Annotated in this window: 23 protein-coding genes; 7 read left to right on the plus strand and 16 right to left on the minus strand. The window is 65.3% G+C overall.

Annotated elements, in window-relative coordinates; all coding sequences use genetic code 11:
• Positions 1-53: 53 nt before the first annotated feature.
• The 3 genes from PCE31107_RS18180 to dsbD all read right to left on the minus strand — a co-directional run bounded on the left by PCE31107_RS18180 (position 54) and on the right by dsbD (position 3,681).
• The gene (locus PCE31107_RS18180; protein ID WP_150590422.1) at positions 54-641 is read right to left on the minus strand and encodes an anthranilate synthase component II; all 588 of its coding nucleotides are present in this window, start codon (positions 639-641) and stop codon (positions 54-56) included.
• Between the two features lie 368 nt (positions 642-1,009).
• Positions 1,010-1,843, minus strand: a complete 834-nt coding sequence (locus PCE31107_RS18185) for a TlpA disulfide reductase family protein (protein ID WP_150610111.1) — start codon at positions 1,841-1,843, stop codon at positions 1,010-1,012.
• Positions 1,840-3,681, minus strand: coding sequence for a protein-disulfide reductase DsbD (gene dsbD, locus PCE31107_RS18190; protein WP_150610112.1), 1,842 nt, complete (start codon positions 3,679-3,681; stop codon positions 1,840-1,842). Before dsbD ends, PCE31107_RS18185 begins: the two co-directional genes overlap by 4 nt.
• A gap of 203 nt (positions 3,682-3,884) precedes the next feature.
• On the opposite strand from dsbD, the gene PCE31107_RS18195 reads away from it, so the two are divergent.
• On the plus strand, positions 3,885-4,550 hold the full coding sequence (locus PCE31107_RS18195; RefSeq protein WP_150610114.1) for a response regulator: 666 nt from the start codon (positions 3,885-3,887) through the stop codon (positions 4,548-4,550).
• Entirely contained in the window at positions 4,547-5,959 is a 1,413-nt protein-coding gene (locus PCE31107_RS18200; RefSeq protein ID WP_150610115.1) for an ATP-binding protein, read from the plus strand. Before PCE31107_RS18195 ends, PCE31107_RS18200 begins: the two co-directional genes overlap by 4 nt.
• Positions 5,960-5,996: 37 nt before the next feature.
• On the opposite strand, the gene PCE31107_RS18205 is transcribed toward PCE31107_RS18200, so the two are convergent.
• The 7 genes from PCE31107_RS18205 to rpe form a co-directional block, all read right to left on the minus strand.
• Positions 5,997-7,187, minus strand: a complete 1,191-nt coding sequence (locus PCE31107_RS18205; protein ID WP_246181875.1) for an ABC transporter permease — start codon at positions 7,185-7,187, stop codon at positions 5,997-5,999.
• On the minus strand, positions 7,187-9,982 hold the full coding sequence (gene rbbA / locus PCE31107_RS18210; RefSeq protein ID WP_246181876.1) for a ribosome-associated ATPase/putative transporter RbbA: 2,796 nt from the start codon (positions 9,980-9,982) through the stop codon (positions 7,187-7,189). Before rbbA ends, PCE31107_RS18205 begins: the two co-directional genes overlap by 1 nt.
• 10 nt (positions 9,983-9,992) lie before the next feature.
• The gene (locus tag PCE31107_RS18215) at positions 9,993-11,015 is read right to left on the minus strand and encodes an HlyD family secretion protein (protein ID WP_246181879.1); all 1,023 of its coding nucleotides are present in this window, start codon (positions 11,013-11,015) and stop codon (positions 9,993-9,995) included.
• Positions 11,016-11,062: 47 nt separating this feature from the next.
• Complete coding sequence (locus PCE31107_RS18220; protein ID WP_150610117.1) at positions 11,063-12,664, minus strand: efflux transporter outer membrane subunit; 1,602 nt, start codon at positions 12,662-12,664, stop codon at positions 11,063-11,065.
• Between the two features lie 248 nt (positions 12,665-12,912).
• Positions 12,913-14,418, minus strand: a complete 1,506-nt coding sequence (gene trpE / locus PCE31107_RS18225) for an anthranilate synthase component I (protein WP_130027219.1) — start codon at positions 14,416-14,418, stop codon at positions 12,913-12,915.
• A gap of 385 nt (positions 14,419-14,803) precedes the next feature.
• Positions 14,804-15,520, minus strand: a complete 717-nt coding sequence (locus PCE31107_RS18230) for a phosphoglycolate phosphatase (RefSeq protein ID WP_150610119.1) — start codon at positions 15,518-15,520, stop codon at positions 14,804-14,806.
• Positions 15,517-16,197 carry a ribulose-phosphate 3-epimerase gene (gene rpe, locus PCE31107_RS18235; RefSeq protein ID WP_130027215.1) on the minus strand — a complete coding sequence of 227 codons (681 nt, stop codon included), beginning with the start codon at positions 16,195-16,197 and terminating at the stop codon, positions 15,517-15,519. Before rpe ends, PCE31107_RS18230 begins: the two co-directional genes overlap by 4 nt.
• 202 nt (positions 16,198-16,399) lie before the next feature.
• Here rpe and apaG point away from each other — a divergent pair, with 202 nt between their 5' ends.
• Positions 16,400-16,774, plus strand: coding sequence for a Co2+/Mg2+ efflux protein ApaG (gene apaG, locus PCE31107_RS18240; RefSeq protein WP_130027213.1), 375 nt, complete (start codon positions 16,400-16,402; stop codon positions 16,772-16,774).
• Positions 16,775-16,801: 27 nt separating this feature from the next.
• Here the strand turns inward: apaG and PCE31107_RS23715 are convergent, their stop codons facing one another.
• On the minus strand, positions 16,802-17,053 hold the full coding sequence (locus PCE31107_RS23715) for a hypothetical protein (RefSeq protein ID WP_240756075.1): 252 nt from the start codon (positions 17,051-17,053) through the stop codon (positions 16,802-16,804).
• Between PCE31107_RS23715 and mltA the strand changes: the two genes are divergently transcribed.
• The gene (gene mltA / locus PCE31107_RS18245) at positions 17,052-18,194 is read left to right on the plus strand and encodes a murein transglycosylase A (protein WP_240756074.1); all 1,143 of its coding nucleotides are present in this window, start codon (positions 17,052-17,054) and stop codon (positions 18,192-18,194) included. The two genes, PCE31107_RS23715 and mltA, sit on opposite strands and share 2 nt — an antisense overlap.
• A gap of 73 nt (positions 18,195-18,267) precedes the next feature.
• Here mltA and paaK read toward each other — a convergent pair whose 3' ends face one another.
• From paaK to paaN, 5 genes are all read right to left on the minus strand, one after another.
• Complete coding sequence (paaK, locus tag PCE31107_RS18250; protein ID WP_017233189.1) at positions 18,268-19,563, minus strand: phenylacetate--CoA ligase PaaK; 1,296 nt, start codon at positions 19,561-19,563, stop codon at positions 18,268-18,270.
• Between the two features lie 87 nt (positions 19,564-19,650).
• Positions 19,651-20,109, minus strand: coding sequence for a hydroxyphenylacetyl-CoA thioesterase PaaI (gene paaI, locus PCE31107_RS18255; RefSeq protein ID WP_174966715.1), 459 nt, complete (start codon positions 20,107-20,109; stop codon positions 19,651-19,653).
• Between the two features lie 32 nt (positions 20,110-20,141).
• Positions 20,142-20,924 carry a 2-(1,2-epoxy-1,2-dihydrophenyl)acetyl-CoA isomerase PaaG gene (gene paaG / locus PCE31107_RS18260; protein WP_130027211.1) on the minus strand — a complete coding sequence of 261 codons (783 nt, stop codon included), beginning with the start codon at positions 20,922-20,924 and terminating at the stop codon, positions 20,142-20,144.
• Positions 20,925-20,976: 52 nt separating this feature from the next.
• Positions 20,977-22,179 (minus strand): 3-oxoadipyl-CoA thiolase, encoded by a 1,203-nt coding sequence (gene pcaF / locus PCE31107_RS18265; protein ID WP_130027209.1) that lies wholly within the window; start codon positions 22,177-22,179, stop codon positions 20,977-20,979.
• Positions 22,180-22,344: 165 nt separating this feature from the next.
• The gene (gene paaN / locus PCE31107_RS18270) at positions 22,345-24,039 is read right to left on the minus strand and encodes a phenylacetic acid degradation protein PaaN (RefSeq protein WP_150610120.1); all 1,695 of its coding nucleotides are present in this window, start codon (positions 24,037-24,039) and stop codon (positions 22,345-22,347) included.
• Between the two features lie 532 nt (positions 24,040-24,571).
• On the opposite strand from paaN, the gene PCE31107_RS18275 reads away from it, so the two are divergent.
• The 3 genes from PCE31107_RS18275 to PCE31107_RS23525 all read left to right on the plus strand — a co-directional run.
• Positions 24,572-25,348: an enoyl-CoA hydratase gene (locus PCE31107_RS18275; RefSeq protein WP_017233195.1), complete on the plus strand. Its 777-nt coding sequence runs from the start codon at positions 24,572-24,574 to the stop codon at positions 25,346-25,348.
• An 84-nt stretch (positions 25,349-25,432) separates the two neighbouring features.
• Entirely contained in the window at positions 25,433-26,236 is an 804-nt protein-coding gene (locus tag PCE31107_RS18280; RefSeq protein WP_130027207.1) for a basic amino acid ABC transporter substrate-binding protein, read from the plus strand.
• A gap of 78 nt (positions 26,237-26,314) precedes the next feature.
• Positions 26,315-26,538, plus strand: a 224-nt coding sequence (locus PCE31107_RS23525) for a hypothetical protein (RefSeq protein WP_217425211.1), incomplete at its 3' end; no start/stop codon positions are given.

Consider the following 26,538-nt stretch of genomic DNA (forward strand, 5'->3'; position numbering starts at 1 on the left):
GATGGCTCAGGTGGCTCAGGTGGCTCAGGTGGCTCGCTCGGGTAGCAGCGCGCTCAGGCAGCCTGCGCCACGCGCGGTGCGGCTTGCAGGAAATTGCGCAGCACGTCGTGGCCGTGCTCCGACAGAATCGATTCGGGGTGGAACTGCACGCCTTCGACATCGAGCGTCTTGTGACGCACACCCATGATCTCGCCGTCGTCCGTCCAGGCGGTGACTTCGAGGCAGTCGGGCAGCGATGCGCGTTCGATGGCCAGCGAGTGATAACGCGTGACGGTAAAGCGCTTGGGCAAATTCGCGAACACGCCCTGTTGCGTGGTCTCGATCTCGCTCACCTTGCCGTGCATGATCTGCTGGGCGCGCACGACCTTGCCGCCAAAGGCTTCGCCGATCGCCTGATGACCGAGGCAGACGCCGAGGATCGGGATTTCGCCGGCGAAGCGCTTGAGCACGTCGAGCGTGATGCCCGCGTTGGCCGGACAGCTCGGACCCGGCGAGAGGCAGATGCGCTCGGGGGCGAGTTCGGCGATGGCGTCGAGCGTGATTTCGTCGTTGCGAAAGACCCGTACGTCTTCGCCCAATTCACCGAAGTATTGGACGATGTTGTAGGTAAACGAGTCGTAGTTGTCGATCATCAGCAGCATGATGGTCCCTGTTCGTCGGGTGACAAAGGATTGTCGAACGCATGAGATTTGCGAATTCCCCCTGAGCGTGCCCCCACATTGAGTTCGCGATCCGCGGGGGAGGGCGCTATGGGGATGAGATGGACGTGGCGGGTTACCGCCACCAGCGCAGGGCGGCGGTCAGAGGCGACCAGAGGAGGGGGGAAGACTGATACGACTTCATAGTGACGAGGATTGTAGCAGTATCTGCGGGGTGTCGTGGGCGGGGCGTCGCAAAAAGCAGCCGATCGACGGGTTTCTCGCGAGATCGAGCCATTTTTCGCAAGAATGTACGTGCCGCAGCGGCGCTCGTTCGACGATTCTGCGACGCTCGGGCCGGGGTTGTTCGCCTACGGGGGCGGCGGCACCGGAGCTCGATGAAGGCGGCGTTGCAGCGTGTCGCGCAAACGTGCCGCCGTCAGTTCGCCCAAATGCGCTTCGACGCGACGACCCTGCGTATCGTAGAACAGCGTGGTGGGCAGTGCGCGCGCGCTCGCTGCCTGCATGGCTTGCGATGCGGGATCAAGCAGCAGATGGTTGAATTGCAGCCCTTGCGATTGCACGAATGCTTCGACCGTATGTGCGGCTTCGCCCTGATTGATCATCAGGAACGTCACGTCTGGGTAGTCCGCTTGGGCCTTTTCCAGTACGGGCATTTCGCGACGGCACGGTGGGCACCAACTCGCCCACAGATTGACCACGACGGGGCGGCCACGATAGGCGTCGAGCGCCACGGGCCGGCCGTCGATTGTCGCGAGCGTCAGCGACGGCAGCGGCGGTGCGGTGCGCTGCAGGGCGCCCAGCCCAACCTGTGCGGCGGCCCAAAGTGCCACGCCCGCGACGAAGCCGCATAGCATCGGGCGACGCGCTGATGCATCGCGGCGCACACGCCACAGCGCCCAGCCCAGTGCGACGGGCAGCCCGACCCAAACCGTGAAGCCACCGTCGCCAATCGCGACAATGGACAGTGGTGCCGCGGCGTAATCGGGCCACCAGCGCAGCACGTAGGCGGCGCGCGCCGCGATCAGGCCGACGAAGAGCGCGTCGAGCAGCAGGCTCGCCGCCCTGCGGCGTGCCGTGGCATCTGTGCCGCGCAGGAGGTAGCGCGCGACGAGCCAGGCCAGCAGCGCCGCTGCGGCCACGGCGAGCGTCGGTATGGAGAACGGGCCAAGGCTGGTGGTCATGCGTTCCCCGCTGCGTCGAGATGGCGCAGGAAGCTACGCGCATCCAGCTCGCCGACCATGCGTTGCGCGCGCACCTCCTGACCGTTCGCATCGATGAGAATGAGCGTGGGCGGGCCGAGCACCCCCCACCGTTTCATCAGGGCCTGATCGATCGCGTCGTTTTTCGTCACGTCCGGGCGCAGCACTTGCATCGTCGCCAGGCGAGCCGCGACCCCCGGATCGCCGAACACATTGCGCTCGATGACATGGCAGCTCACGCACCAGTCGGCGTAGAAGTCGATCAACGTCCATTGCCCCTTCGCGACCGCCTGAGCAATGCGCGCATCGACATCCTCCGCAGACTTGACGCCGATGTAGTTCAATCGCTTGTCACTCTGCACGGCCGCGCCATGCGTGACTGACGCGTTTGCCCGTGCGAGAGGACTGAGTACCGCGTCGCTGCCAGACGCGGCGCCCACGAGCATGAGTACGGACCAGATGCCGGCCAACGACGACGCGAACAACAGCGTCCATCCTGAGGACTGGCCGCGCATCGTCCATGACCACGCGCCTAGCCCGACGGCGAGACCGAGGCCGAGCGCGCCCCACAGCATCAGGCTGACGCTGCCGGGCAGGAAGCGGCTCAACATCAGAATGGCCATGCCCGTCATGACATAGGCGAACGCGATTCGCACGCGGACCATCCACGCTCCCGGACGCGGCAGAATCCGCGAGCCGAACAGCGCGATGGCCAGCAACGGCAGTCCCATGCCGACACCCAGTGCAAACAGCGCGACGCCGCCCGTCCATGCGTTGCCCGTCTGACCGATATAGAGCAAGGCGCCGGCCAGCGGGGCCGTCATGCAGGGGCCGACGAGCAGCGCCGAGAGCAGGCCGAGTGCGGCCGCACCGACGAGGCTGCCGCCGGGGCGCGGCTGCCCGGTGGCGTTGAGTCGATTCGCGACGAACGTCGGCAGACGCAGCTCGAACAGACCGAACAACGACGCCGCCAGTACCAGAAAGAGCCCCGCGAACGCGCCGAGCAGCCAGGGTGATTGCAGGGTTGCCTGCAAGTTCGCTCCGGCCAGGCCCGCCGCGACGCCCACCGACGCATACGTCAGCGCCATCGCCAGCACGTACGACAGCGAGAGCGCCAGCGCGCGCAACGGCGCGGGACGATGGCCCACAATCATCGTCGAGACGATGGGGATCATCGGCAGCGTGCACGGCGTGAACGCCAGAAGCAAGCCAAAGCCGAAGAACAGCAGCGTGCCGGTGATGGGACCCAGCGAGGAGAGTCGTTGCGCCGCCGCCTGGTCCTGTGCGAGTGGCGCGGCGTTATCGGCGGCGGGCGCAGGGATATTAGGGGGAGCCGGCATCAGGGAGGTACCGGAGGCAACTGGACTGGACGAGGCGGGCGGGATCGCCGGGGTGGCTGCGCCTGAGGCCAACCCGGCGGGCAAGGCGATCGTCATCGTTTGCGGCGGATAGCAGATGCCGGCGTCGGCGCAGCCCTGCCAGTGCAGCGTTACCGGACCGGGTGTCGTTGCGGGCAGCTGCATGCGCAACGCATCGCCGGTATAGATCTCCGTCTCGCCGAAGAACTCATCGGTGTGTGTCGACCCTGCCGAGAGCGTTAGCGCCACGGGGCTGCCCGACGCATCCTCGGCGCGCAGCGAATGACGATAAACGTAGTAATCCTTGGCAATATGGCCAACGACGTCGAGCCGGCCGTCAACGTGGCTGACCGGGGAAAGCGTCAGCACCTGAGACGCTTCCAGAAATTTCGGCGTGATCTGCCAGGGCAAGGCATCGGCGGTGCGCGTCCAGCCGATGGCACCGAGAAAAATCACAAACATGAAAAAAGCGCGACGTAGCAAATCTGTTCTCCCGCGGAAATCCCGAAGCAGGCAAGAGTGTGGCCTACGCCGATTAACCGAGAGTTAACGAGCGTCAGCGCTTGGGTCGGGGGTGGGTGATACGCCGACGCCTGCGGGATCGCCGTCCAATTCATTACGCAAAGTACGTAACATGGCGCGATATTCACAAGAGGTGCGGAATCGTGCGAGTGCTGTTGGTGGAAGACGACGACTTGATTGCGAGCGGCATTGTCGCGGGGCTGCACGCGCTGGGTATCGCGGTCGAGCATGCGGCGTGTGGTGCGGCGGCGGTGGCGGCGCATGCGGAAAACACGTTCGATGCGCTGGTGCTCGATCTGGGATTGCCCGATGGCGATGGCCTCGGCGTTCTGGCAGAGATTCGCGCGATGGAGCGCGACGTGCCCGTCCTGATCCTGACGGCGCGCGACGGCATCGAGCACCGCATTGCCGGCTTGAATGGCGGGGGTGACGACTACATGGTCAAGCCGTTCGACCTGCGTGAGTTGGCGGCGCGACTGCATGCGTTGATTCGCCGGGTGCAGGGGCGTGCGGCCCCGACCATCGAGGCCGGGCCGCTGCGCCTGGAGCCGGCGAGCGGACTGGCGTGGCTCGATGGCGAGCCGGTCGAACTCTCGCGCAAGGAAGTCGATTTGCTGGCGCATCTGGCGAGCTGTCGAGGCCGGTGGCTCACGCCCGACATGTTGCACGAGCGGCTGTATGGCTTGACCGACCGGCTGGGCAGCAATGCATTGAACGTACACATTCACAACGTGCGTCGCAAATTGGGATGCGGTGTCATTCAGACGGCGCGCGGCCTTGGCTACCGGTTGGGATGGGCGGTGTCATGAGCCTTCGTTTGCGTGCGGTGTTGATCGCTGGCGTGGCACTCGTGGTGCTTTGGGCGGTGGTGGCGGGTTGGATGATGCGCGGGGTGCAAGCGAATCTCGACCGGGCGCTCGATGAGCGTCTCGCGATGTCGGCCCGGATGGTGTCGGGACTGCTGGCGCGGGCCGCGCTGTCGCCGCTTGCGCCGGGCGTGGGTAAGGCTGATTGGGACGACGTGATTCGCGTGGGAACTGACGACCGGATTGCGTGCGAGATTCGCTCGGTGCATGGCGCGGTGCTGGCGCGCACCGATGGCGGGCCGCAGTCGGCTGGGCGGTCGCTGCCGCTGGGTTTCAGCACCATGGCGTTCGAAGGCAAACACTGGCGCATCTACGTGTTTCAGGACGCGCGCGGATATCAGGTGATGACGGCGGACGGACTCGACAAGCGGGCAGCGCTGACGGGCGCCTTGCTGCGTGCGGTGGGGGTGCCGTTCATGATTGCGGTGGTGGGCGGGTTGATCGCGTTGTGGATCGGCATTGGACGCGGGTTGTCGCCGTTGGAGACCTTGCGATTGGCGTTGCGTCGCAAGCATGCCGACGACACGGCGCCTATCGACCTGGGACGTGCGCCGACGGAGTTGCGTCCGGTCGTCTCGGCGCTTAACGGGCTGCTAGACCGACTGACCCAGGCGATGGCGTATCAGCGGGCATTCACCGATGCGGCGGCGCACGAATTGCGCACGCCGTTGACGGCGGTCGACACACACTTGCAGGTGGCGGAGATCACGCGGGGCGAGTCGGCCAGGCGGGCGTTGCATCAGGCGGGGGTGGGCGTGCGTCGCTTGCGGCATACGTTGGATCAGATGATGACCCTTGCGCGTGCGGAGGCGCCTGCGCATTCGCCGGACGCGTGCATGTCGGTGCGCGAAGTGATGGAGGAAGTCCTTGCCGTATGGGAGGAGACGGATCGGGGCCCCGTTCCGCTGCGAGTTGGGTCACTGTCTGAGTGGCGGAATGGGGCCCCGGTCCGTCGTGACGTACCTCGGATCGCATTCAGCATGTCGTGCGAGGACGGAGGCGCACCGATCCCTCGTTCGATGCTCGCCACGGCGGTGCGCAATCTGGTGGATAACGCGCTGCGGTATTCCCCGGCGGAGTGTCCGATCGAAGTGACGGTAGGGATGGACGACCATCGTCGGCAGTACTGCATCGTGGTAGGAGACCGAGGCCCGGGCTTGGCGCCGGAGCAGGCGATGCGATTGGGCCAGCGTTTCTGGCGCGGCGATCAGGGTCGGCAGCAAGGGGAGGGGGCGGGTTTGGGGATTTCCATTGTGCGGGCCATCGCGTCACGCTTTGGCGCCACGCTCGAATTTGCGTCTCGCGACGGTGGCGGTTTGCTGGCGCGGTTGTCCGTGCCCGTTGGCCGATGAGCGAGCCTAACGCGTGCCATGGCACCCATCGCACGCGCTAAGCCATCGAACTGAGCGTGCGACGAAACCGTCGCAGTGAGACGGCGAAGAACACGGCGCCGATGAGCGCGAGCGCCATGAACTGCACCCACACCACGCCGATCCCGGCCCCTCGGAACAGGATGGCCTGACTCAGTTCGACGAAATGCGTGGTGGGCGCGGCCAGCATGATGTCTTTCACCAGAGGTGGCATGCTCTCGCGCGGCGTGTTCGCGCCCGAGAGCATTTCCAGTGGCAGCAGCACCAGAATCAGCAGCATGCCGAACTGCGGCATCGACCGCGCGAGCGTCGCGAGAAAAATCCCCATCGACGTGGTGGCGAACAGGTGCAGCGTTGCCCCCAGCAGGAACAGCGCCACCGACCCGCCGATCGGCACGTGCAGCGCACCGCTCACGATCAGCCAAAGCGACATCGCGGCGGCGATCAGCACCACCAATCCCATCGACCAGATCTTCGCGGCCATGATTTCGGTCGGTGTCACCGGCATGACCAGCAGATGCTCGATCGTGCCGTGCTCGCGCTCGCGAATGAGCGCAGCGCCCGTGAGAATGATCGAGAGCATCGTGATGTTGTTGACGATCTCCATGAGCGCGCCGAACCACGCGCGCTCCAGCGTCGGGTTGAAGCGCACGCGCAACGCCAGATCGATTGGCAATGCCGGGTTCGATCGGTATCGCTGGAGGAACTCGCGCACCTCTGCCGAAACGATCTGCTGCACATAGCCGCTGCCGGTGAACGCCTGACTCATGCGCGTGGCGTCGACATTGAGCTGGACTTCGGCCGCACGTCCCGCCAGCACGTCGCGCTGAAAATTCGGCGGAATGTTCAACGCGAACGTGTATGCGCCTTCGTCCATGCCGCGATCGACGGCGTCCGCCGTAATCATGCGCGGCGCGGTGAACTGTGGCGGATAGAACGCCGAGACGATGCGCTGCGAGAGCGGTGAAGCGTCTTCGTCCACAATCGCGATCGGCGCAAGATGCAATGTGTCGGGCAATGCTGTCGCTGCGGAATAGACCGATGCCGTGAACGTATAGACGATGAGCACCAGCATCGTCACATCGCGCGCCAGACTCCATAGCTCCTTGATGCCGAGCCGATAGATGTTTGCCAGATGCCGCGGCCACGGATGCGGGTTCTGCGGCGGTGCATCGGGACGAGAGGCCTGCGGAAGCGTCGGGCTTGCCATCACGTCTCCTGTTTGTTGAGCAACAGGATCGTGGCGCCCATCACCACGGGCACGGCCATCAGCATCGGCCAGAACGCGTTGCCGAGGTCGGCAAACCCGAGCGCCTTGTTGAAGACGCCGCGGCTGATGATCAGCATGTAGCTCGACGGATAGATCTCCCCGATGATCCGGCCCGAGCCCTCCATCGAGGGCACCGGCGTGAGCATCCCGGAAAACTGAATCGCCGGGATCATCGTGCCGATCATCGTGAAGAACAGCGCCGCGATCTGGCTACGGGTGAAAGTGGACGCCAGCAGGCCAATGCCCGTGGCGACGACGTTGAAAATGAAGACGGCGCTCACGAGTGTCAGGAAGCTGCCCTTGATCGGCACGCCGAACAGCGTCACGGCGATGAGCGCCATGAGCAGGAAGTTCAGCATGGCAAGCGCGACGTACGGAATCTGCTTGCCGATCAGGAATTCCGTGCGGGTGACCGGCGTCACGTACAGGTTCAGGATCGAGCCGAGTTCCTTCTCCCGCACCACGGACAGGGCCGTGAGCATGGCCGGCAGCATCAGCAGAAGCAGCGGAATCACCGCCGGCACCATTGCGGGAAGGCTCTTCACGTCGGGGTTATAGCGATACCGGGTCTCGATGTCGAGCGACGCCGTCGGGCGCGCGCCGAGGCGGTGAAGGGACTGATCCGCCAGCCAGTTCTGGTGCATCCCCTGCACATAGCCCTGCACTGTCTCCGCGCGCATCGGCATCGCCCCGTCGATCCATGCGCCGATCTCGACCGCCTTGCCGCGTAACACGTCGCGAGCGAAGCCCGGCGGGATCTCGATGGCCAGCGCCAGTTCGCCGTCGCGCAGACGCCGGTCCATATCGGCGTCGTCCTTGATGGGCGGCCGCTCGATGAAGTAGCGCGACCCCGCGATATTGAGCGCGTAGTTCTGGCTCAACGTGGTCTGGTCGCGGTCGAGCACGGCGTAGCGCAAATCTTCCACGTCCATGCTGATGCCGTAGCCCATCACCAGCATCAACACGAGCGAGCCCACCAGCGCAAGCGTGGCGCGCACCGGGTCGCGCTGCAGCTCCAGCGTCTCGCGCCAGAGATAGCTGAGCAGGCGGCCGAGCGAGAATGCCTTGTGCTGCGGGGGCGCCGTCTCGACGAAGACAGTGGATTCAGATGGGTTGGCCGCGTCAGACGACGCTGGCGCCAGCGATGCGCCGCCCCCCGCTTCCACGAGATACTCGATGAAGGCCTGCTCGAGCGTCGCCGCGCCCTTGTCGTGCGTAATCTTCGCGGGCGGATCGGACACGAGCACCTTGCCCGCGTGCATCAGCGAGATGCGGTCGCAGCGCTCCGCCTCGTTCATGAAGTGCGTGGAGATGAAGATTGTCACGCGATCCCGGCGCGACAGTGCCACCAGCAGACGCCAGAAGTTGTCGCGCGCGATCGGGTCGACCCCCGACGTCGGCTCATCGAGAATCAACAGTTCGGGCTTGTGTACCATCGCCACGGCGAGCGACAGGCGCTGACGCATGCCGAGCGCAAGGGTGTCGGGTAGTGCGCCAAGCACGTCCGCCAGACCGAAGCGACGCGCCATCTCCGCCACGCGTGCGCCGACCTGGGCCTCGGGCACATGGAACAGCCTGGCGTGCAGCACGAGGTTCTGATGCACCGTCAGCTCGGTATAGAGCGAAAACGCCTGCGACATGTAGCCCACGCGGCGGCGTGTGCCGATGTCCTTCGGATCGACCTCGTGGCCGAAGAGCCAGGCTCGGCCGTCGCTCGCTTGCAGCAGGCCGGTGAGCAACTTCATCGTGGTGGTCTTGCCGCAACCGTTCGAGCCGAGGAAGCCGAAGATCTCGCCGCGGCGAATGCGGAAGTCCACGTGATCGACCGCAACGAAATCGCCGAAGCGCATCGTGAGGTCTTTGGCCTCGATAGCGATCTCCGTGTGTTCGTCGATCGGCAGCGGCGGAATCGCGACCGGCTCGTAGCCGCGCGTCTTTTCTGCAGGCAGCAGGTCAATGAACGCCGCTTCCAGGGTGTCTCGCCGCGTGTGTGCAAGCAACTCGGCGGGCGTGCCGGTCGCGAGCACCTTGCCCGCGTCCATGGCGACGAGCCAGTCGAAGCGCTGTGCCTCATCCATATACGCGGTGGCGACGATCACGCTCATCGTCGGTCGCGCGCGACGAATGCGCGCGATCAATTCCCAGAACTGAGCGCGCGCGAGCGGATCCACCCCGGTCGTCGGCTCGTCGAGCACCAGCAGATCGGGATCATGAATCAGCGCGCAACACAGCCCGAGCTTCTGCTTCATGCCGCCGGAGAGCTTGCCGGCCGGTCGGTCGAGAAACGCATGCAGGCCGGTGCTGTGCGTGAGGTCATCGATGCGGCGGCGCCGCTCCGGGGCATCGTGACCGAAGAGCCGCGCGAAGAATTGCAGGTTCTCCTCGACGGAGAGCGTCGGATAGAGATTCTTGCCGAGCCCCTGCGGCATATAGGCGATGCGTGGACAGACGCGGTCGCGATGCGCCTTGCTCGCCATGTCGCCGCTGAGCGCTTCGACGGTGCCCGCTTGCACCACCCGCGCGCCCGCGATGAGCGAGAGCAGGGTGGACTTGCCGACGCCGTCGGGACCGATCAGGCCGACCATGCCGTGGGCGGGGAGGTCCAGGCTGACGTTGTCCAATGCGACGGTCTTGCGGCCGTAACGCAGCGTCACGCCGGCGACATGCACCGCCGGCGGCAAACTGCTGCCGGGCGGGGACGATATCGAAGGCGAAGGTGGGGGGTGCGCCGTCATGATGGGCGGCTCACCGCGGCAGCTTCGTCTGCAGTTGGGGCGGCCACGGCACCTGACTATCGGTCTTCACCCAGGCGACGCCGGGCAGGCCCGTCTTCACGAGCTTCAGATGCTGTCGCAGCAATTCAGGCGCAATCTGCGCGCGCACGCGGAACATCAGCTTCTGGCGCTCGCTCTCGGTCTCGACGGTCTTCGGCGTGAACTGCGCCGTGCTCGAGACGAAGGACAGGGTCGCGGGAATGACATACTGCGGCGCGGCGTCGAGAATGATGCGAACCTCGGCGCCCATGGCAAGTCGGCCCGCCACCGTCTCGGGCAGGAAGAACGTCATGTACACATCCGACAGGTCGACGAGGTTGAGCACCTTGCCACCCGCCGCCAGCACTTCGCCGGGTTGCGCCACGCGAAATTGCACGCGGCCGTCGCGCGGCGCCTTGAGTTCGCTGTCGGCAATGTCGGCTTCGATACGGTGGATGGTGGCCTGCGCGGCTTCGACCGTCGATTTCGCGCCAATCACCTGGGCGTTGGCCGCCTCCACAGCCGATTGCGCGGCGGCGACCTGCGCGCGTGCCGCGGTAACGGCGGCGCGCGTGCTGCGAACGCGCGCACGATCGTCGTCCAGCTCCTGCACCGACGACGCGCCCTCTTTCGACAGGGTCTCCGAGCGCGACAGACGCCGCGCGGCGGCATCGAGTTCGGCCTCGCGTGCCGCCACGTTCGCCTCGGCGGTCGCCTTGTCCGACACGCGCGCGGCGGCCTGTGCCTGAATCGCCGCCACGTTGGTCACGGCCTGCCGATACTGGGCACTGGCCTCGTCGCGCTGCGCGTTGAGCGTGTCGATCTGCATCTTGGCAAGCACCTGGCCCGCCTTCACGAAATCGCCTTCCCGAACATAGATGGCTTCGACGCGCCCGCCGAGCTTGGTGGCGATGTCGACTTCGGTGGCTTCGATACGGCCGTTGCCGCTGGCAAACCCTTCTCCCGGCCCGGCGTTTCGGAAGGTCGTCCATCCGTACCAACCCAAACCGATCATGGCGAGCACGATCAGGGCGGGGACCAGTGTCTTGGCGTTGGGGAGCGTCATTGGGGGCTGACCTCGGGCATTGAGTGGGCGCCCGGCGCGGTGTACGCCGGACTCGCTGGGCCGGCCGGGCCGGCAGGCGGCGGCACGACGAGCGGCGGCGTGCGAGCGAACGGTCCGCCCGGAGCATGGGCAGGGGGCATGAGCCGGCTGCCGCCCCCGAGCGCCGTATAGAGCGATACCCGTGCGGAGAGCAGCGCGCGGCGGGTCTGCACGGTCTGTTGTTCAATGGCGAGGAGGTCGCGTTGGGCATCGAGCACTTCGAGAAACGCGGCCGCACCGTGGTCGTAGCGCAGCTTGGCGAGCCGTGCGCGCTCAGCCTGGGCGTCCTGCGTGGCTTGCAGGATGGTGACCTGATCGGCCAACCAGCGGCGCGCACTCAGGGCATCGGCCACGTCGCGGAATGCGCCCTGGATCGTCTTCTCGTAATTCGCGACCGACTCCACGCGCCGCGCTTCGGCGAGGTCGAGATTGTTGACGAGGCGGCCGCCCTGGAAGATCGGCAGACTGAGGCTGGGCGTGAACGTCCATGCGGCGCTGCCGGCCTTGAACAGGCCATCGAGTGCGCTGCTCGCCGTGCCCACCGAGCCGGTGAGCGTGATCTGTGGGAAGAATGCCGCGCGCGCCGCGCCGATGTTGGCGTGTGCCGCGCGCAACTGATATTCGGCCGCGATGATGTCGGGTCGGTCTTCCAGCAACGACGACGGCAGGCCGGGGTCGAGATCGCGCATCAGGCGGGCGTCGTCGACCGTGGTGTCCAGGGCCGCGGGCGACGTATCGATCGGCGCGCCCACGAGCACTTGCAGCGCGTGGGCCTGTGCTGCCCGCTGCTGCTGAAGTTGCGCGACGAGCGCGCGGGCCTGCTGCCACAGGGTAGTGACTTCGGTGAGATCGAGCTTCGAGGTCGCGCCGACCTGTTCGCGGCGCGTGAAGATGCGCAGCGACTCGGCACGGCTGTCCACCGTCTGCTGCGCGAGGGCGATCCGCTCGTCGAATTCGCGCAGGCTCAGCCACGTTTGCGCGACTTGCGAGATCAGGCTGAGCGCCAGCGCACGCCGGGCGGCATCGGAGGCCAGGTAATCGTCAAGCGCAGCGTCCTTCAGGTTGCGGATGCGTCCCCAGAAGTCCAGCTCCCACGTCGACAGGCCTAGGCCGACCTGATACTGGCTGCTGATCGCGGGATTGCCGGTGAGGCTGAGATCGCTGGGCAGGCGTTGGCGTGTCTGGCTGCCGCCCACGCCAAGCGATGGAAACAGGTCGGCGCGTTGAATCCCGTACACCGCTCGCGCTTGTTCGACCCGGGCGAGCGCGACGCGCAGATCGCGATTGTTGGCCAGGGCGGTTTCGATGAGCACGCGCAGCCGGGGATCGGCGAAATACTCGCGCCAATCGAGCCCTGACGCCGGCCGCGCGGCCGGCGTGGCGGGCGACGTGCTTGCATCTTGGGGCCACACGTCGGCGACCGGCGGTGCCGGGCGTTCGTAGCGGGGCGCCAGCGAAAGACAGCCGCCAAGCAGGGTCGTGAAGAGCGCGGCAATCACGGGCGTCGCGGCGGTGTTCGCGACGCCTGAACGCCTGGGTGAATTGCAGGGTTTCGCCATAGAAGTCCCAACCTCGCGACGGACACTTCACTATAGCGCGGCGACGCCGCAGGGCGTAGGCGGGAGGGGGGTGAAAATGGCGAACGCTTGTGCTAAATCAACAAGGGCCCCGCATCGAGGTTCGATTCGGAGCCCTGCGTATTCCTCTATTGCACCCGGCCGATATGACCGAGGCCGCTGCGTCTCAAACCGGCGCAGGCGTGACATCGGTGCGGCGGCGCGACGCCTGGAAGGCTGCGCCGCACGGATCAGTATTCGGCGTCGAGGCCGTCCTGCACCTGCTCGGCCGCCCGCAGCACGGCGCGCGCCTTGTTTTCCGTCTCTTGCCATTCGGATTCGGGCACCGAATCGGCCACGATGCCGGCCGCGGCCTGCACATAGAGATTGCCGTCCTTGACGACACCGGTGCGGATTGCGATGGCGACATCCATTTCGCCGCCGAACGAGAGGTACCCCACGGCGCCGCCGTACAGGCCGCGCTTGACCGGCTCGAGTTCGTCGATCAGTTCCATCGCGCGAACCTTCGGCGCGCCGGTGAGCGTGCCGGCCGGGAACGTCGCGCGCAGTACGTCGATATTCGACAGCCCCGGTTGCAGCCGGCCTTCCACCGAACTCACGATGTGCTGCACGTGCGAGTATTTCTCGATCACCATCTTGTCGGTGACTTCGACGGTGCCTGTTTGGGCGATGCGCCCGACATCATTGCGCGCCAGATCGATGAGCATGACGTGCTCGGCGATTTCCTTCGGATCTCCAAGTAATTCGGTGGCCAGTTCGGCGTCTCGCTCGGGCGTGGCGCCGCGCGGACGCGTACCGGCAAGCGGGCGAATCGTCACGATTTCCTGCTCGCCGTCGGGCGTTTGCCGACGCTCCTGCCGCACGAGGATCTCGGGCGACGCGCCCACCACCTGGAAGTCACCGAAGTTATAGAAGTACATGTACGGCGACGGATTGAGCGAGCGCAGGGCACGGTAGAGCGAGAGCGGGGCGTCGCGATACGGCTTGATGAGACGCTGGCCCACTTGCACCTGCATCAGCTCGCCGGCGGCGATGGCGTCCTTGGCTTTGGCCACGGCTGCGAGGTAGTCCGGCTTGGCGAATTCGCGGAAAGTTTCGGTGCGCACGCTGCCGGACGTGACCGGCGCATCGACCGGCGCCTTCAAACGAGTGCGCAGCTCGCGCAGACGCAGGCGAGCCTTCGAAAACGCTTCGGGCTGGGTCGGGTCCGCATAGATGATGAGGTAGAGCTTGCCGGTCAGATTGTCGATCACGGCGAGTTCTTCCGTGAGCAGCAACTGGATGTCGGGCAGGTTCAGGTCGTCGTGTGGGGTGGTGTGCGCCAGCTTCTTCTCGATGTAGCGCACGGCGTCGTAGCCGAAGTAGCCCGCAAGACCGCCGCAAAAGCGCGGCATGCCCGGGCGCAGGGCCACCTTGAAGCGTGCCTGGAACTGGGTGATGAATTCGAGCGGATCGCCATCGTGCGTCTCGACGACGACGCCGTCGCGCACGACTTCGGTCTTCGGGCCGAAGCTGCGCAGCAGCGTGTGGGCCGACAGGCCGATGAACGAGTAGCGGCCGAAGCGCTCGCCGCCGACCACCGATTCGAGCAGGAAGGTGTTCGCGCCGCGCCGGTCGCCCAGCGCGAGCTTCAAATACAGCGAGAGCGGCGTGTCGAGATCGGCCAGCGCCTCGGCGATCAGCGGAATGCGGTTAAAGCCTTGGTTGGCCAGCGATTTGAATTCGAGTTCGGTCATTTTGCACTCTGCCTGCAAGTTTGCCGGCGGGCGTTCCCGCAAATTCGGCGTGGATTGGCGTTGAGAATACCTGAGTCGTGTCGGGGTGGGGGTGCTGACCCACGTCGAGCCCCGTGAACGCGCGTGCACCGGCAATGCGATGGCGCTTGCCGCGGCTCGGCGAACCCGCGCACTGTGCGAGACAGCGCGCCGAGGTATGACGTCTTGGGAACAACAATGATGCAAGAAACGGGTTGCCGAAGACGAACTTCAGCGGTCCCGGCCACCCCTTGGAAGGGTTCAGCAGGACCAGCGTCGCCAGGGCCAGGCCCCCCGGTCGATCACGCTCAGACTCCGTTTCTTGTTCAGGAACATGCGCTTGAATGCAGTGTGGAAGATGGCGAACTCAGCTCGCCAGTGCGGGCGTAGCCTTGGGCAAAATCGCCCGGGCGGCGCCCAGAATGGAGCCGACTATACCATCCGTGTCGATCGTTTGTACAGATTCGCCATGGTTGTAGCCATAGGGCACGGTCAACGACCGGCAGCCGGCCGCACGGGCCGCCTGGGCGTCGTTGCCCGAGTCCCCGACCAGCACGGCTTGCGCCGGCGACACGCCGAAGACTTCGCACGCCTTGACGAGCGGCATCGGGTCCGGTTTGCGCCTGGGCCACGAGTCGCCGCCATACACCAGGTCGAACTGATCGGTCAGGTCGTAATGCGCGAGCAACGCGACCGCGAAGCGATGCTGCTTGTTGGTGATGCAGGCCACGGGCAGACCGGCGGCGCGCAAGGCGGCCAGTCCTTCGCGCACCTCGGGATAAAGCGTCGTGTGCGCGCCGTTGATCGACGTGTAGACGGCTTCGTACTTGTCCTCTGCCCGTTCGAACAGGCCGTCGATCTCGGCGTCGGCGAAGCGCTCGGCGAGCGTCTTGCGGATGAGATTGGCGGTGCCCTTGCCGACAAACGTCATCAGGCGCTCGGTCGGCACCGGCGCTACGCCCAGATCGGCCAGCATGGCGTTCAGCGCCATGCCGAAGTCGCCCGCCGTGTCGACGAGCGTGCCGTCGAGGTCGATCAGCACTGCGCGAATGCCGTCCAGCTGAAGGTCTTGGGTATCGGTCATGCCACGCTCGCCAGTTGGGCGCGCATCTGGTCGATGACCGCCTTGTAGTCGGGTTTGCCGAAAATGGCCGATCCGGCGACGAACGTGTCCGCCCCGGCGGCAGCAATCTCGGCGATGTTCTCGACCTTCACGCCGCCGTCGATTTCCAGACGAATCTCATGACCGGTCTCGGCCGTGTAGGCGTCGATGCGGGCACGCACGGCGCGCAGTTTGTTGAGCGCTTCGGGAATGAACGATTGGCCGCCGAAGCCAGGGTTCACCGACATGATGAGCACCATATCGAGACGATCCATCACGTGGTCGAGGTAATGCAGCGGCGTACCCGGGTTGAACACGAGACCGGCTTTGCAACCGTTGTCGCGAATCAGGGAGAGCGTGCGGTCGACATGTTCCGACGCTTCCGGGTGGAACGTGATCAGGTTCGCGCCGGCCTTGGCGAAATCGGGCACGATGCGATCGACTGGGCGTACCATCAGATGCACGTCGATCGGCACGTCCACGTGTGGGCGGATTGCCTCGCACACCATCGGGCCGATGGTCAGGTTGGGAACGTAATGGTTGTCCATCACGTCGAAGTGAATCCAGTCGGCGCCTGCCGCCACGACATTACGGACTTCTTCGCCCAGCCGGGCAAAGTCGGCGGACAGGATGCTGGGGGCGATACAGAATTGCGTCATGGCGGGCGGGGGAAGGGCGTCAAAAGCGTCATTTTAAAGCTTTCGCTTGATGCCTGCCGGTCGTGGGCCGAACCGGCGGGCGCCGATACCCTTCGAATCGGTCGCCGACTGGCGTCTTTGCCGGTTGCGACCCGCGACGACTTGCCGCAGAATGCGTTGCAAAACGCCACCCGAGAGCCCGCATGCGCTACAGGAACACCCGATGAGCCAGTATGAATTTACCGTCACAGTGCGCCCGCAATACCTCCCGGAGCAGTCGGAACCGGATCGCCAGCAATTCGCCTTTGCCTACACGATCACGATTCGCAACAGCGGGGAAGTGCCGGCACAACTGATCTCGCGCCATTGGGTGATTACCGACGGCGATAACCATGTGCAGGAAGTCAACGGCCTGGGCGTGATCGGGCATCAACCGTTCCTGCAACCCGGTGAGCAGTTCGAGTATACGAGCTGGGCGATGGTCGCCACGCCGGTCGGCACCATGCGCGGCGAGTACTTTTGCGTGGCCGAGGATGGCACGCGTTTCGACGTTCCCATCGCCGAATTCGCGCTGACCATGCCGCGCACGTTGCACTGAGCCGGGCATGCGCGCATCGTTCGGACGTCATCGGCGGTCGTCGGACCAGTCTTCGCGTTTGAGCGGATCGTCGGCCGCGCCTGCGGCCGCGTCCCGATCGCGCGAATCCACCGGGTCGACGGTATCGCTCGGCATCGGCCGGATCGCGCGCATCTGGCGAACCCTGCGTTGGGGCGACGGCTTGCGACGCATCACCACGATCGCGGCGACGATCGCGATCGCCAGCAACACCTCCGGCAAGACCAGCAAGGCCGGATATTCATCGAACAGATTACCCATGACGCTCTTCCTGACGAAGTTCGGGCGGTGGCGCGCCGGCCGGGGCCTGGCGTTCGCCGCGTTTGCCGCATTGCTCTACGGTTGTTCGAGTGTGCCTCCGACGAGCACGTCTCGTCCAGGCACGCCACCGTCGAGCGTGGCCACGCCGCCCTCGGGCGCGGGGCGCATGCAGCCCGTGTCGTGGTCGCAGGTCGACGGCTGGCAGGACGACTCGCTCATCGGCGCGCGCCTCGCGCTCGCCCAGAGCTGCGTGAAGCTCGGTCGTCAAACCAACTGGCAACCTGCGTGCCGCGCGTCCGAGCGTATCGACGATCTGGATCCGGCGGCGGTCCGGCAGTTCTTCGAACAATACTTTACGCCGTTTCGCATCGCGAACGCCGACGGCACGCAGACGGGCCTGATCACGGGCTACTACGAGCCGCTGCTGCACGGCTCGCGCGTGCGTGGCGGCGTGTATCAGACACCGCTTTACAAATGGCCCACCGGGCGCCGGGCCGGATCGCTGCCCGCGCGCGCCGAACTCATGCGCAGCGGCATCCTGCGCGGCCACGAGCTGGTGTACGTCGACGATCCGGTCGAGGCTTTCTTCCTGCAGGTGCAGGGCTCCGGGCAGGTGCTGCTCGACGATGGCACGATCATGCGCGTGGGCTACGCGGGCAACAACGACCAGCCGTACAAGTCGATCGGACGCTGGCTGATCGATCATGGCGAGATCACGCCCGCGCAGGCGACGATGCAGGGGATTCGCGCGTGGGCGCGTGCCAATCCGTCGCGCGTCGATGCCTTGCTCGATGTGAACCCGCGTTTCGTCTTTTTCCGCGAGATGCCGAATCACGGCGTGGGCGGTATCGAGGGGCCGGTGGGCGCCTTGGGCGTGCCGCTCACGGCGGAACGATCGATCGCCGTGGATCCGGCCTCGATCCCGCTCGGCAGCCCGGTGTTCCTCGCGACCACGCGCCCGCCGTTCGGCGCCCAGGCGAATACGCCGATCAACCGGTTGATGTTCGCGCAGGACACCGGCAGCGCCATCAAGGGCGGCGTGCGCGCCGATTTCTTCTGGGGGCTGGGCGATGACGCCGGGGATCTGGCCGGGCGGATGCGCCAGAGCGGCCGTATGTGGGTGTTCCTGCCCAATCAGTGAGCGTCGAGCGTCAACGAAAAAGCCCGCGAATCGATCGCGGGCTTTTTTTCATCGTGACGGACACGCCCGGCGCTTATCGCACCCGCTTGTCCAGAACCCGGCGTGCCTTGCCCACCGAGCGCTCGATGCCGCCGACCGGCTTCACGCGCACCGCGCACGACACGCCGATGAGCGTCTTGATATCGCGCTTGAGTTCGCCGCCCGCCGATTGCAGCGCCGTGTCGTCATGGCAGCCGACGGCCGCCTCGACTTCAACGGCCATCGTGTCCATCGGGCCTTCCTTGTCCAGGATGATCTGATAGTGCGGTGAGAGCAACGGCTGGCGCAGCAGCAATTCCTCGATCTGCGACGGGAAGACGTTCACACCGCGAATGATCATCATGTCGTCGGAGCGACCGGTGATCTTCTCCATGCGGCGCATCGTGCGCGCCGTGCCCGGCAGCAGGCGCGTGAGATCGCGCGTGCGGTAGCGGATGATCGGCAGCGCTTCCTTCGTGAGCGAGGTGAACACCAGTTCGCCGAACTCGCCGTCGGGCAACACTTCTCCGGTCACCGGATCGATGATCTCGGGGTAGAAGTGATCTTCCCAGATCGTCGGGCCGTCCTTGGTCTCGGCACATTCACTGGCGACCCCGGGGCCCATCACTTCCGACAGACCGTAGATGTCGACCGCGTCGATGCCCATGCGCTTCTCGATGGCCGAGCGCATGTCGTTCGTCCACGGCTCGGCGCCGAAGATGCCGATGCGCAGCGACGATTCTGCGGCCACCAGGCCTTGACGCTCGAGTTCGTCGGCAATCGCGAGCATGTAGCTCGGCGTGACCATGATGATGTCGGGCTTGAAATCCTGAATCAGTTGCACCTGCTTCTCGGTCTGGCCGCCCCCGAACGGGATCACCGTCAACCCGGCACGCTCGGCGCCGTAGTGCGCGCCGAGACCGCCCGTGAACAGGCCGTAGCCGTAGCTGACGTGCACCTTGTCGCCGCGACGCGCGCCGGCGGCACGGATCGAGCGGGCCACCAGATCGGCCCACGTGCTGATGTCGTTGGCCGTGTAGCCCACGACCGTCGGCTTGCCGGTGGTGCCCGACGACGCATGCACGCGCGAAACCTGTTCCATCGGCACGGCGAACATGCCGAACGGATAGCTGTCACGCAGATCCTGCTTCGTCGTGAACGGGAACTTGGCCAGATCGGCCAGCGAGGTCAGATCGTCCGGGTGGACGCCGGCCTCATCGAACTTGCGGCGATACACCGGCGAATTCTCATAGGCATGCCGCAACGTCGTCTTCAGACGGTCGAGCTGAAGGGCGCGCAGTTCGTCGAGGCTCGCTTTCTCGATCGGCTCGAGCGGCAAGGCGGTGGTCATGACTGTCTCCTTGGGACTGGCTACTGACTAATACTGATATCTGTGTCTCGCGAACCCATGCCGGGATACGCGTGCTACCGGGACGCGTCAGACGACGTTGCCCTTGATCTGTGCGGACTTGCCGCGGAACATCGCAACGGCTTCTCCGGCCGAGTTCGTCAAGCGAATGTCGTAGATGCCGTGACGCCCCGAGAGTACCTGTTCCTGTGCCTCGGCCGTGAGCGTATCGCCCCCCGAGACCGGCTTCAGGAACTCGATGCTGCACCCGGCGGCGACAGTATTGATGTTGTAGCTGTTGCACGCGAACGCAAAGGTCGAGTCGGCCAGCGTGAACATCAGGCCGCCGTGACAGATGGCATGGCCGTTGAGGAATTCGTCGCGAATACGCATCGTCATGCGCGCATAGCCAGGACGCACTTCCTGCAACTCCATGCCGAGCCACTGGCTAGCGCGGTCGCTGCGGTACATGGCCTCGCCCGTGGCGCGGGCGAGTTCTTCCGGGGTCATCTCACTGGTTGCCTTGGGGGCCGGGGAGGTCAGGCTCATCGTGTCTCTCGTCTTGTAATGGTGTCAGTCGATCAGCGGCCTTCGAACTTCGGCGCGCGCTTCTCCAGAAACGCGTTCACGCCTTCGGCATAGTCATACGATGCGCCCAGTGCGCGCTGCCCGTCGCGTTCGAGATCGAGTTGTTGGTCGAGCGTGTTGGTCGCCGAGGCGTACAGCGCTTCCTTGATGGTGGCGAGCGCCTTCGTGGGTTGCAACGCCAATTGCGCGGCGAGCTTCTGTGCTTCTGGCATGAGCGCGCCGTCGTCCACGCAGCGCCAGATCAAGCCCCACTGCTCGGCCTGTTCGGCCGAGAGCTTGTCGCCGAGCATGGCCAGCCCCATGGCGCGCGCCATGCCGATACGTTGCGGCAAGAACCAGGTGCCGCCGGTGTCGGGCAGCAGCCCGATCTTGACGAACGCCTGGAGGAAATTGACCGACGCGCCCGCCAGCACGATATCGCAGGCGAGCGCCAGATTCGCGCCCGCGCCCGCGGCGATACCGTTCACGGCGGCAATCACCGGCAGCGGCATCGCGCGCAGTTTGCGAACGAGCGGGTTGAAGTTCTCGTCGATCAGCGCCCCGAGATCGGTCGAGGCGCCCGGCGTGAAGTCCAGATCCGCCAGATCCTGCCCGGCGCAGAAGCCGCGTCCGGCACCGGTCAGCACAATGGCGCGCGCCCCTTGTGCCTGCGCGGTGTCGAGGGCGTCGCGCAACGCCGCATGCATCTCCCGCGTGAAGCTGTTGAGCTTCTCGGGTCGGTTGAGCGTGATCGTCGCGACGTTGGCTTGCAGCGTCAGTTGAACCGTGGCGGTCATCGGTGTCTTCCTCCGGGTGTCGTTATATCGATTGAGGGGGCAGCGCTCGCGATCAGAGGCGCTCGATGGCGATCGCGATGCCCTGGCCCACGCCGATGCACATCGTGCACAGCGCGTAGCGCCCGCCGGTTCGGTGCAACTGATACATCGCCGTGGTCACCAGACGCGCGCCCGAGGCGCCCAGCGGGTGGCCCAGCGCAATCGCGCCGCCGTTCGGGTTCACGCGGGCGTCGTCGTCGGCAATGCCGAGCTGACGCAACACCGCCAGCCCCTGGCTCGCGAAGGCTTCGTTCAGTTCGATCACGTCGAACTGATCCAGCGTCATGTTCAATTGCCGCAGCAACTTGAGCGTAGCCGGGGCCGGGCCGATGCCCATGATGCGGGGGGGCACGCCGGCGGTCGCCATGCCGAGCACGCGCGCGCGCGGCGTGAGGCCGTGCAGCTTGGCGGCGCTCTCGCTCGCGATCAGCAGGGCGCATGCACCGTCGTTGACGCCGGAGGCATTGCCCGCCGTCACGGTGCCGTCGGCGCGGACCACGCCCTTGAGCTTGGCCAGCGCTTCGACGCTCGTGGCGCGCGGATGCTCGTCACGGTCAACGATGATCGGGTCGCCCTTTTTCTGTGCGATCGAGACCGGCGTGATTTCCTGTGCGAGCGTGCCGTCGGCCTGCGCGCGCGCCGCCTTTTCCTGGCTGCGCACGGCGAAGCGATCCTGATCTTCACGGCTGATCTTGAAGTCGTCAGCGACGTTTTCAGCCGTCTCCGGCATCGAGTCCACGCCGTATTGCGCCTTCATCAGCGGGTTGATAAAGCGCCAGCCGATGGTCGTGTCGAAGATCGCGGCCTGACGCGAAAACGCGCTGTCGGCCTTGCCCATCACGAACGGCGCGCGGGTCATCGACTCGACGCCGCCGGCGATCATCAGTCCGGCTTCGCCCGCCTTGATAGCGCGTGCGGCGGTGCCGATGGCGTCCATGCCCGAGCCGCACAGGCGGTTGAGCGTGGCGCCCGGCACGTCGATCGGCAACTCGGCGAGCAGCGACGCCATGCGGGCCACGTTACGGTTGTCTTCGCCGGCCTGATTGGCGCAACCGTAAATGACATCGTCGATCAGGGTCCAGTCGACGTTCGGGTTGCGCGCCATGAGCGCCTTGAGGGGAACCGCGCCGAGGTTGTCGGCGCGTACGTCCTTCAGGGCACCGCCGTAGCGGCCGATGGGGGTGCGGATCGCGTCGCAAATGAAGGCTTCGGTCATGATCGTTGATTCCTGTCTTGTCTTGGGGGGCGGGGTTTGCACGGTGGCGGCCGTGCGACGGTCGGTGATGCGGGGCGTCACCGACCGTCGCGTTGGTGTGTCCGGCGGCGCGCGTAGCGCAGGGCTTCCCGTCTCCTTCTCTCTATATATAGATGTATCGGCGGCTCAGGCAGCGCTGGCGTCGGACTTGGCCGGCACATGATGGCGACTTTGCACGACACGGAAGCGATTGGCGACGAAAGCGGCGTCGGCCAGGCTCGCGTTGGCGGCTGGGTTGCCGCCCGTGCCGTGGTAATCCGAGTAGGCTGCGGATTGGTTCACGAACACACCGCCCGTCAGGTTCAGCGACAAGGCGACGCGCCCTTCGATGGCGGCGTCGAGCGCCTGGGCTTCGCCCTCGGCGGACGTCGTGTACGCCGACAACGTGAGCGCGCCATGCGCGGCGGCGGTGCGTCCGGCCAGGGCGAATGCCTGGGCGCTGTTGTCCACGGCGATCACAAAGGCGATCGGGCCGAACCATTCGCGCGTGTAGGTGGCGTCGTCGGCGACATCGAGTGCGACAATCAACGGCGTGCGCACGCGGGCGTCGGCGAAGGCCGGGTGCTGGAGCGTCTGGCTGTCGAGCACGACGCGGCCGACCTTGCGAGCGTCGTCGATGCGAGCGAGCACGCCTTCATTCTGGATCGCGCCGAGCAGCTCGACGGCCTTGGCCGGATCGCTGCAGGTCTTCTGCACGCTGCCCGCGATGGCGGCGACCACGTCCTCGAACGACACCTTGCCATCGGGCGTCTGGATGCCGTCACGCGGAATGTAGATGTTCTGGGGGGCGGTGCACATCTGGCCCGAGTACAAAGCCAGCGAGAAGCCAATATTGCGGGCCATGCCCTTCAGGTCGTCCGTCGAATCGATCACGATCTGGTTCACGCCGGCCTTCTCGGTGTAGACCTGCGCCTGACGCGCGTGGGTTTCCAGCCAGTCGCCGTTGGCGGTGCTGCCGGTGAAGTCGATCACACGCACTTCGCGGCGCGTGGCCAGTTCTTGGACGATGGCGCCGTCGTTGGGGTTGGTGGCCGCGAGCGTGACGACGTCTGGATCGAAACCGGCGTCGCGCAGGACCTCACGCGCGATCTTCACCGTGATGGCGAGCGGCAGGATCGCGCCCGGATGCGGTTTGACGATCACGGCGTTGCCGGTGGCCAGGCTGGCAAACAGGCCCGGATAGCCGTTCCACGTCGGGAACGTGCAGCAGCCGAGCACCAGTGCCACGCCGCGCGGCACGACTGTGTAGCGCTTTTCCATGGCGAGCGGCGGGTTCTTGCCTTGCGGCTTTTCCCAATAGGCGCCCGCCGGGATGCGGCGCAGTTCGTCCCATGCATAGGCCACGGCTTCGAGGCCGCGATCTTGCGCGTGCGGGCCGCCGGCCTGGAAGGCCATCATGAACGCTTGGCCCGTCGTGTGCATCACGGCATTGGCGATTTCAAAGCTGTGCGCGTTCAGGCGCTTGAGAATTTCCAGCGACACGCCGACCCAGGCGTCCGGGGTGGCGGCGCGCCACGACTTGTGGGCGTCGCTCACGCGGGCGAGCAGGGTGTCGATCTCGAAGCCGGGATATGTCGTGCCGAGCGCGAAGCCGAACGGGGAGACCTCCTGGCCGACGCTACCCGTGCTGCCGCGCTGTTCCAACGGGAAGGCGGCATTCAGATACTGCTTGAAAGCGGCTTCGCCGTCGGCGGCGGCCGTCTCGCCATAAGCACGCGGGCTCGGCATTTCCGTAAACGGGCTCCAGTAACCACGCGTGGCGATGGCCTGAAGGGCGCGCTCGAGAGTCTCTTGGTGTTTGGCGAAGAGGGGATGAGTCATGGTTGTGGATCTGTCCGTGTCGGGATGCGGCTGGCGGATTCGCTGTCTGCCGACGGGCGGCAAGACGCAGGTGACGGCACCGGGTCGTCGTCGATCGCTTTCATCGACATTAATTAACCGACCGGTTGGTTTGTTAATATAGCACCAAATCTTCCGGGCGTGGCACACGATGATGCCGGGTTTTCCCCGACGACTTTGGTGGCGTCTGGCGAGTTGAGCGTAGGCGGCGGCGATGACGGTGATGAGGCTGTGCCCCGGCTTTCGTGGCGGTGACTCGGCGCGGAGCGCGGGTCGTCTGCTTGGCGGAACGCCAGGTGCGTGGCCGGGGGATCGATGGCATCATGCCTAACCACTGCAGTCGACGCCTGGCGGGTCTTGTTACCCCTGCTCGCCGTGTGCGCCGCAGCGCTGTTGCGAACCAACGGTGTGTCCATCGCCTGATGCCTGTTTCCGGTGACTGCCAGGGTATCGATTTCCTGAGTTCGCCGGCCCCCGAAACAAAAGACGAGACTTTGACTGGAGGAAGAAGAGGATGACGTACGAGAATATTCTGGTGGAAACGCGCGGCCGCGTCGGCCTGATCACGCTGAATCGTCCGAAAGCGCTCAACGCGCTGAACGATGCGCTGATGGACGAACTGGGCACCGCGCTCACGGCGTTCGATGCCGACGAAGCCATTGGCTGCATGGTAATTACCGGTAGCGAGAAGGCGTTCGCTGCGGGCGCCGACATCGGCATGATGTCGAAATACACCTTCGCGGATGTATTCAAAGGCGACTACATCACGCGCAACTGGGAAACGGTGCGCCGCATCCGCAAGCCGGTCATCGCGGCCGTGTCGGGTTTCGCGCTCGGCGGCGGCTGTGAACTGGCGATGATGTGCGATTTCATCATCGCCGCCGAGAACGCCAAGTTCGGCCAGCCGGAAATCAAGCTTGGCGTGATCCCGGGCGCCGGCGGCACGCAGCGTCTGACGCGCGCCGTGTCGAAAGCCAAGGCCATGGACATGTGCCTGACCGCGCGTTTCATGGACGCCACCGAGGCCGAGCGCGCTGGGCTGGTATCACGCGTGGTACCGCTCGAAACGCTGCTCGACGAGGCGATCGGCGCGGCCAACACCATCTGCGAATACTCATTGCCGGTCGTGATGGCGGCGAAGGAAGCCGTCAACCGCGCATTCGAGTCAACGCTCGACGAAGGCGTGCAGTTCGAGCGTCGGATGTTCCATTCGCTCTTCGCGCTCGAGGATCAGAAGGAAGGCATGGCCGCGTTCGTCGAGAAGCGCAAACCGGTTTTCAAACATCGCTGATTCTGGCGTGAAGTACCGTGACGACCTCCTGCGGGGAGGTCGTCCTATGTTAGGCTGCCGGTTTTTTCAGCAAGGGACAAAACGATGTCGATCAACCGACGCACATTTGCGCTGGCCTTAGTCGTGGCCTCGGGGCTGCTGTTGAGTGCCTGCGGGAAGAAGGAAGAATCGGCGGCGGGCCGGTCGGCGGGAGCGGACGGCGCGCAGCCTGTGTACGTTGTCGGTACCGACGCGGCCTACGCGCCATTCGAATTCGAGACCGATACGCGGCAGATTGCCGGCTTCGACATCGATGTGATGAAGGCGGTCGCGGACAAGGCGGGCATCTCCGTGCGGTTCATGAACACGCCTTTCGAGGGCATTTTCAATTCGCTGGTGCAGGGTGACAGGGATATTCTGATTTCGGCGATCACGATCACGGACGAACGCAGCAAGCAGATGGACTTCTCGGCGCCTTACTTCGAGGCGTCGCAGTTGATTGCCGTGCCGCTGAACTCGACCGTGCAGAAATTCGACGATCTGAAGTCCCTCAAGGTGGGCGTGCAGACGGCCACCACGGGCGACGAGGTGGTGCAGAAGCTCATGGGCAAGAACAATCCGTCGGTCAAACGCTTTGAGGGCACGCCGCTCGCCATGAAGGAGCTGGAGGCCGGCGGTGTCGACGCGGTGGTGGCGGACAACGGCGTCGTGGTGAACTTTGTTGCCAACAATCCGGATGCCAAGCTGCGTACGGTCTCCGATAGCAGCTTTCCCAAGGAGTATTACGGGATCGCGGTACGCAAGGGGGATGCCGAGTTGCTGGGCAAGATCAACAAGGGGATCGAGGCGATCAAGGCGGACGGGACATATGACGCCATCTTCGCGCGCTACTTCGGCAAGAAGTCCTGAGGTCTGTCGTACCAAGGCGTTTGCGGGCGCCGCGATCATTTAAAGAAACCCCGTCACGTATCGTGACGGGGTTTTTTCATGGGTTTTCAAATTATTTTCACAAAGGGCTTGCCAGGGTACGGGGTTTTCACTAATATTCCGTCTCTCGCAACGACGGCGACGCAGCGAAAGCGGCGAAGCGGCGGTGGCGACGGGCTGGAAAGCCCGGTGGTTGGTGGTTTTGGCGCTTGTGAGTCGCTACGGCGGCGAGCGAAGAAGGCGAAAAAAACTGTTGACGACGACGAGAAGCTGCGACATAATCT

Origin of the sequence: Pandoraea cepalis, from assembly GCF_902459625.1 — a bacterium.
GTDB classification, from domain to species: domain Bacteria; phylum Pseudomonadota; class Gammaproteobacteria; order Burkholderiales; family Burkholderiaceae; genus Pandoraea; species Pandoraea cepalis.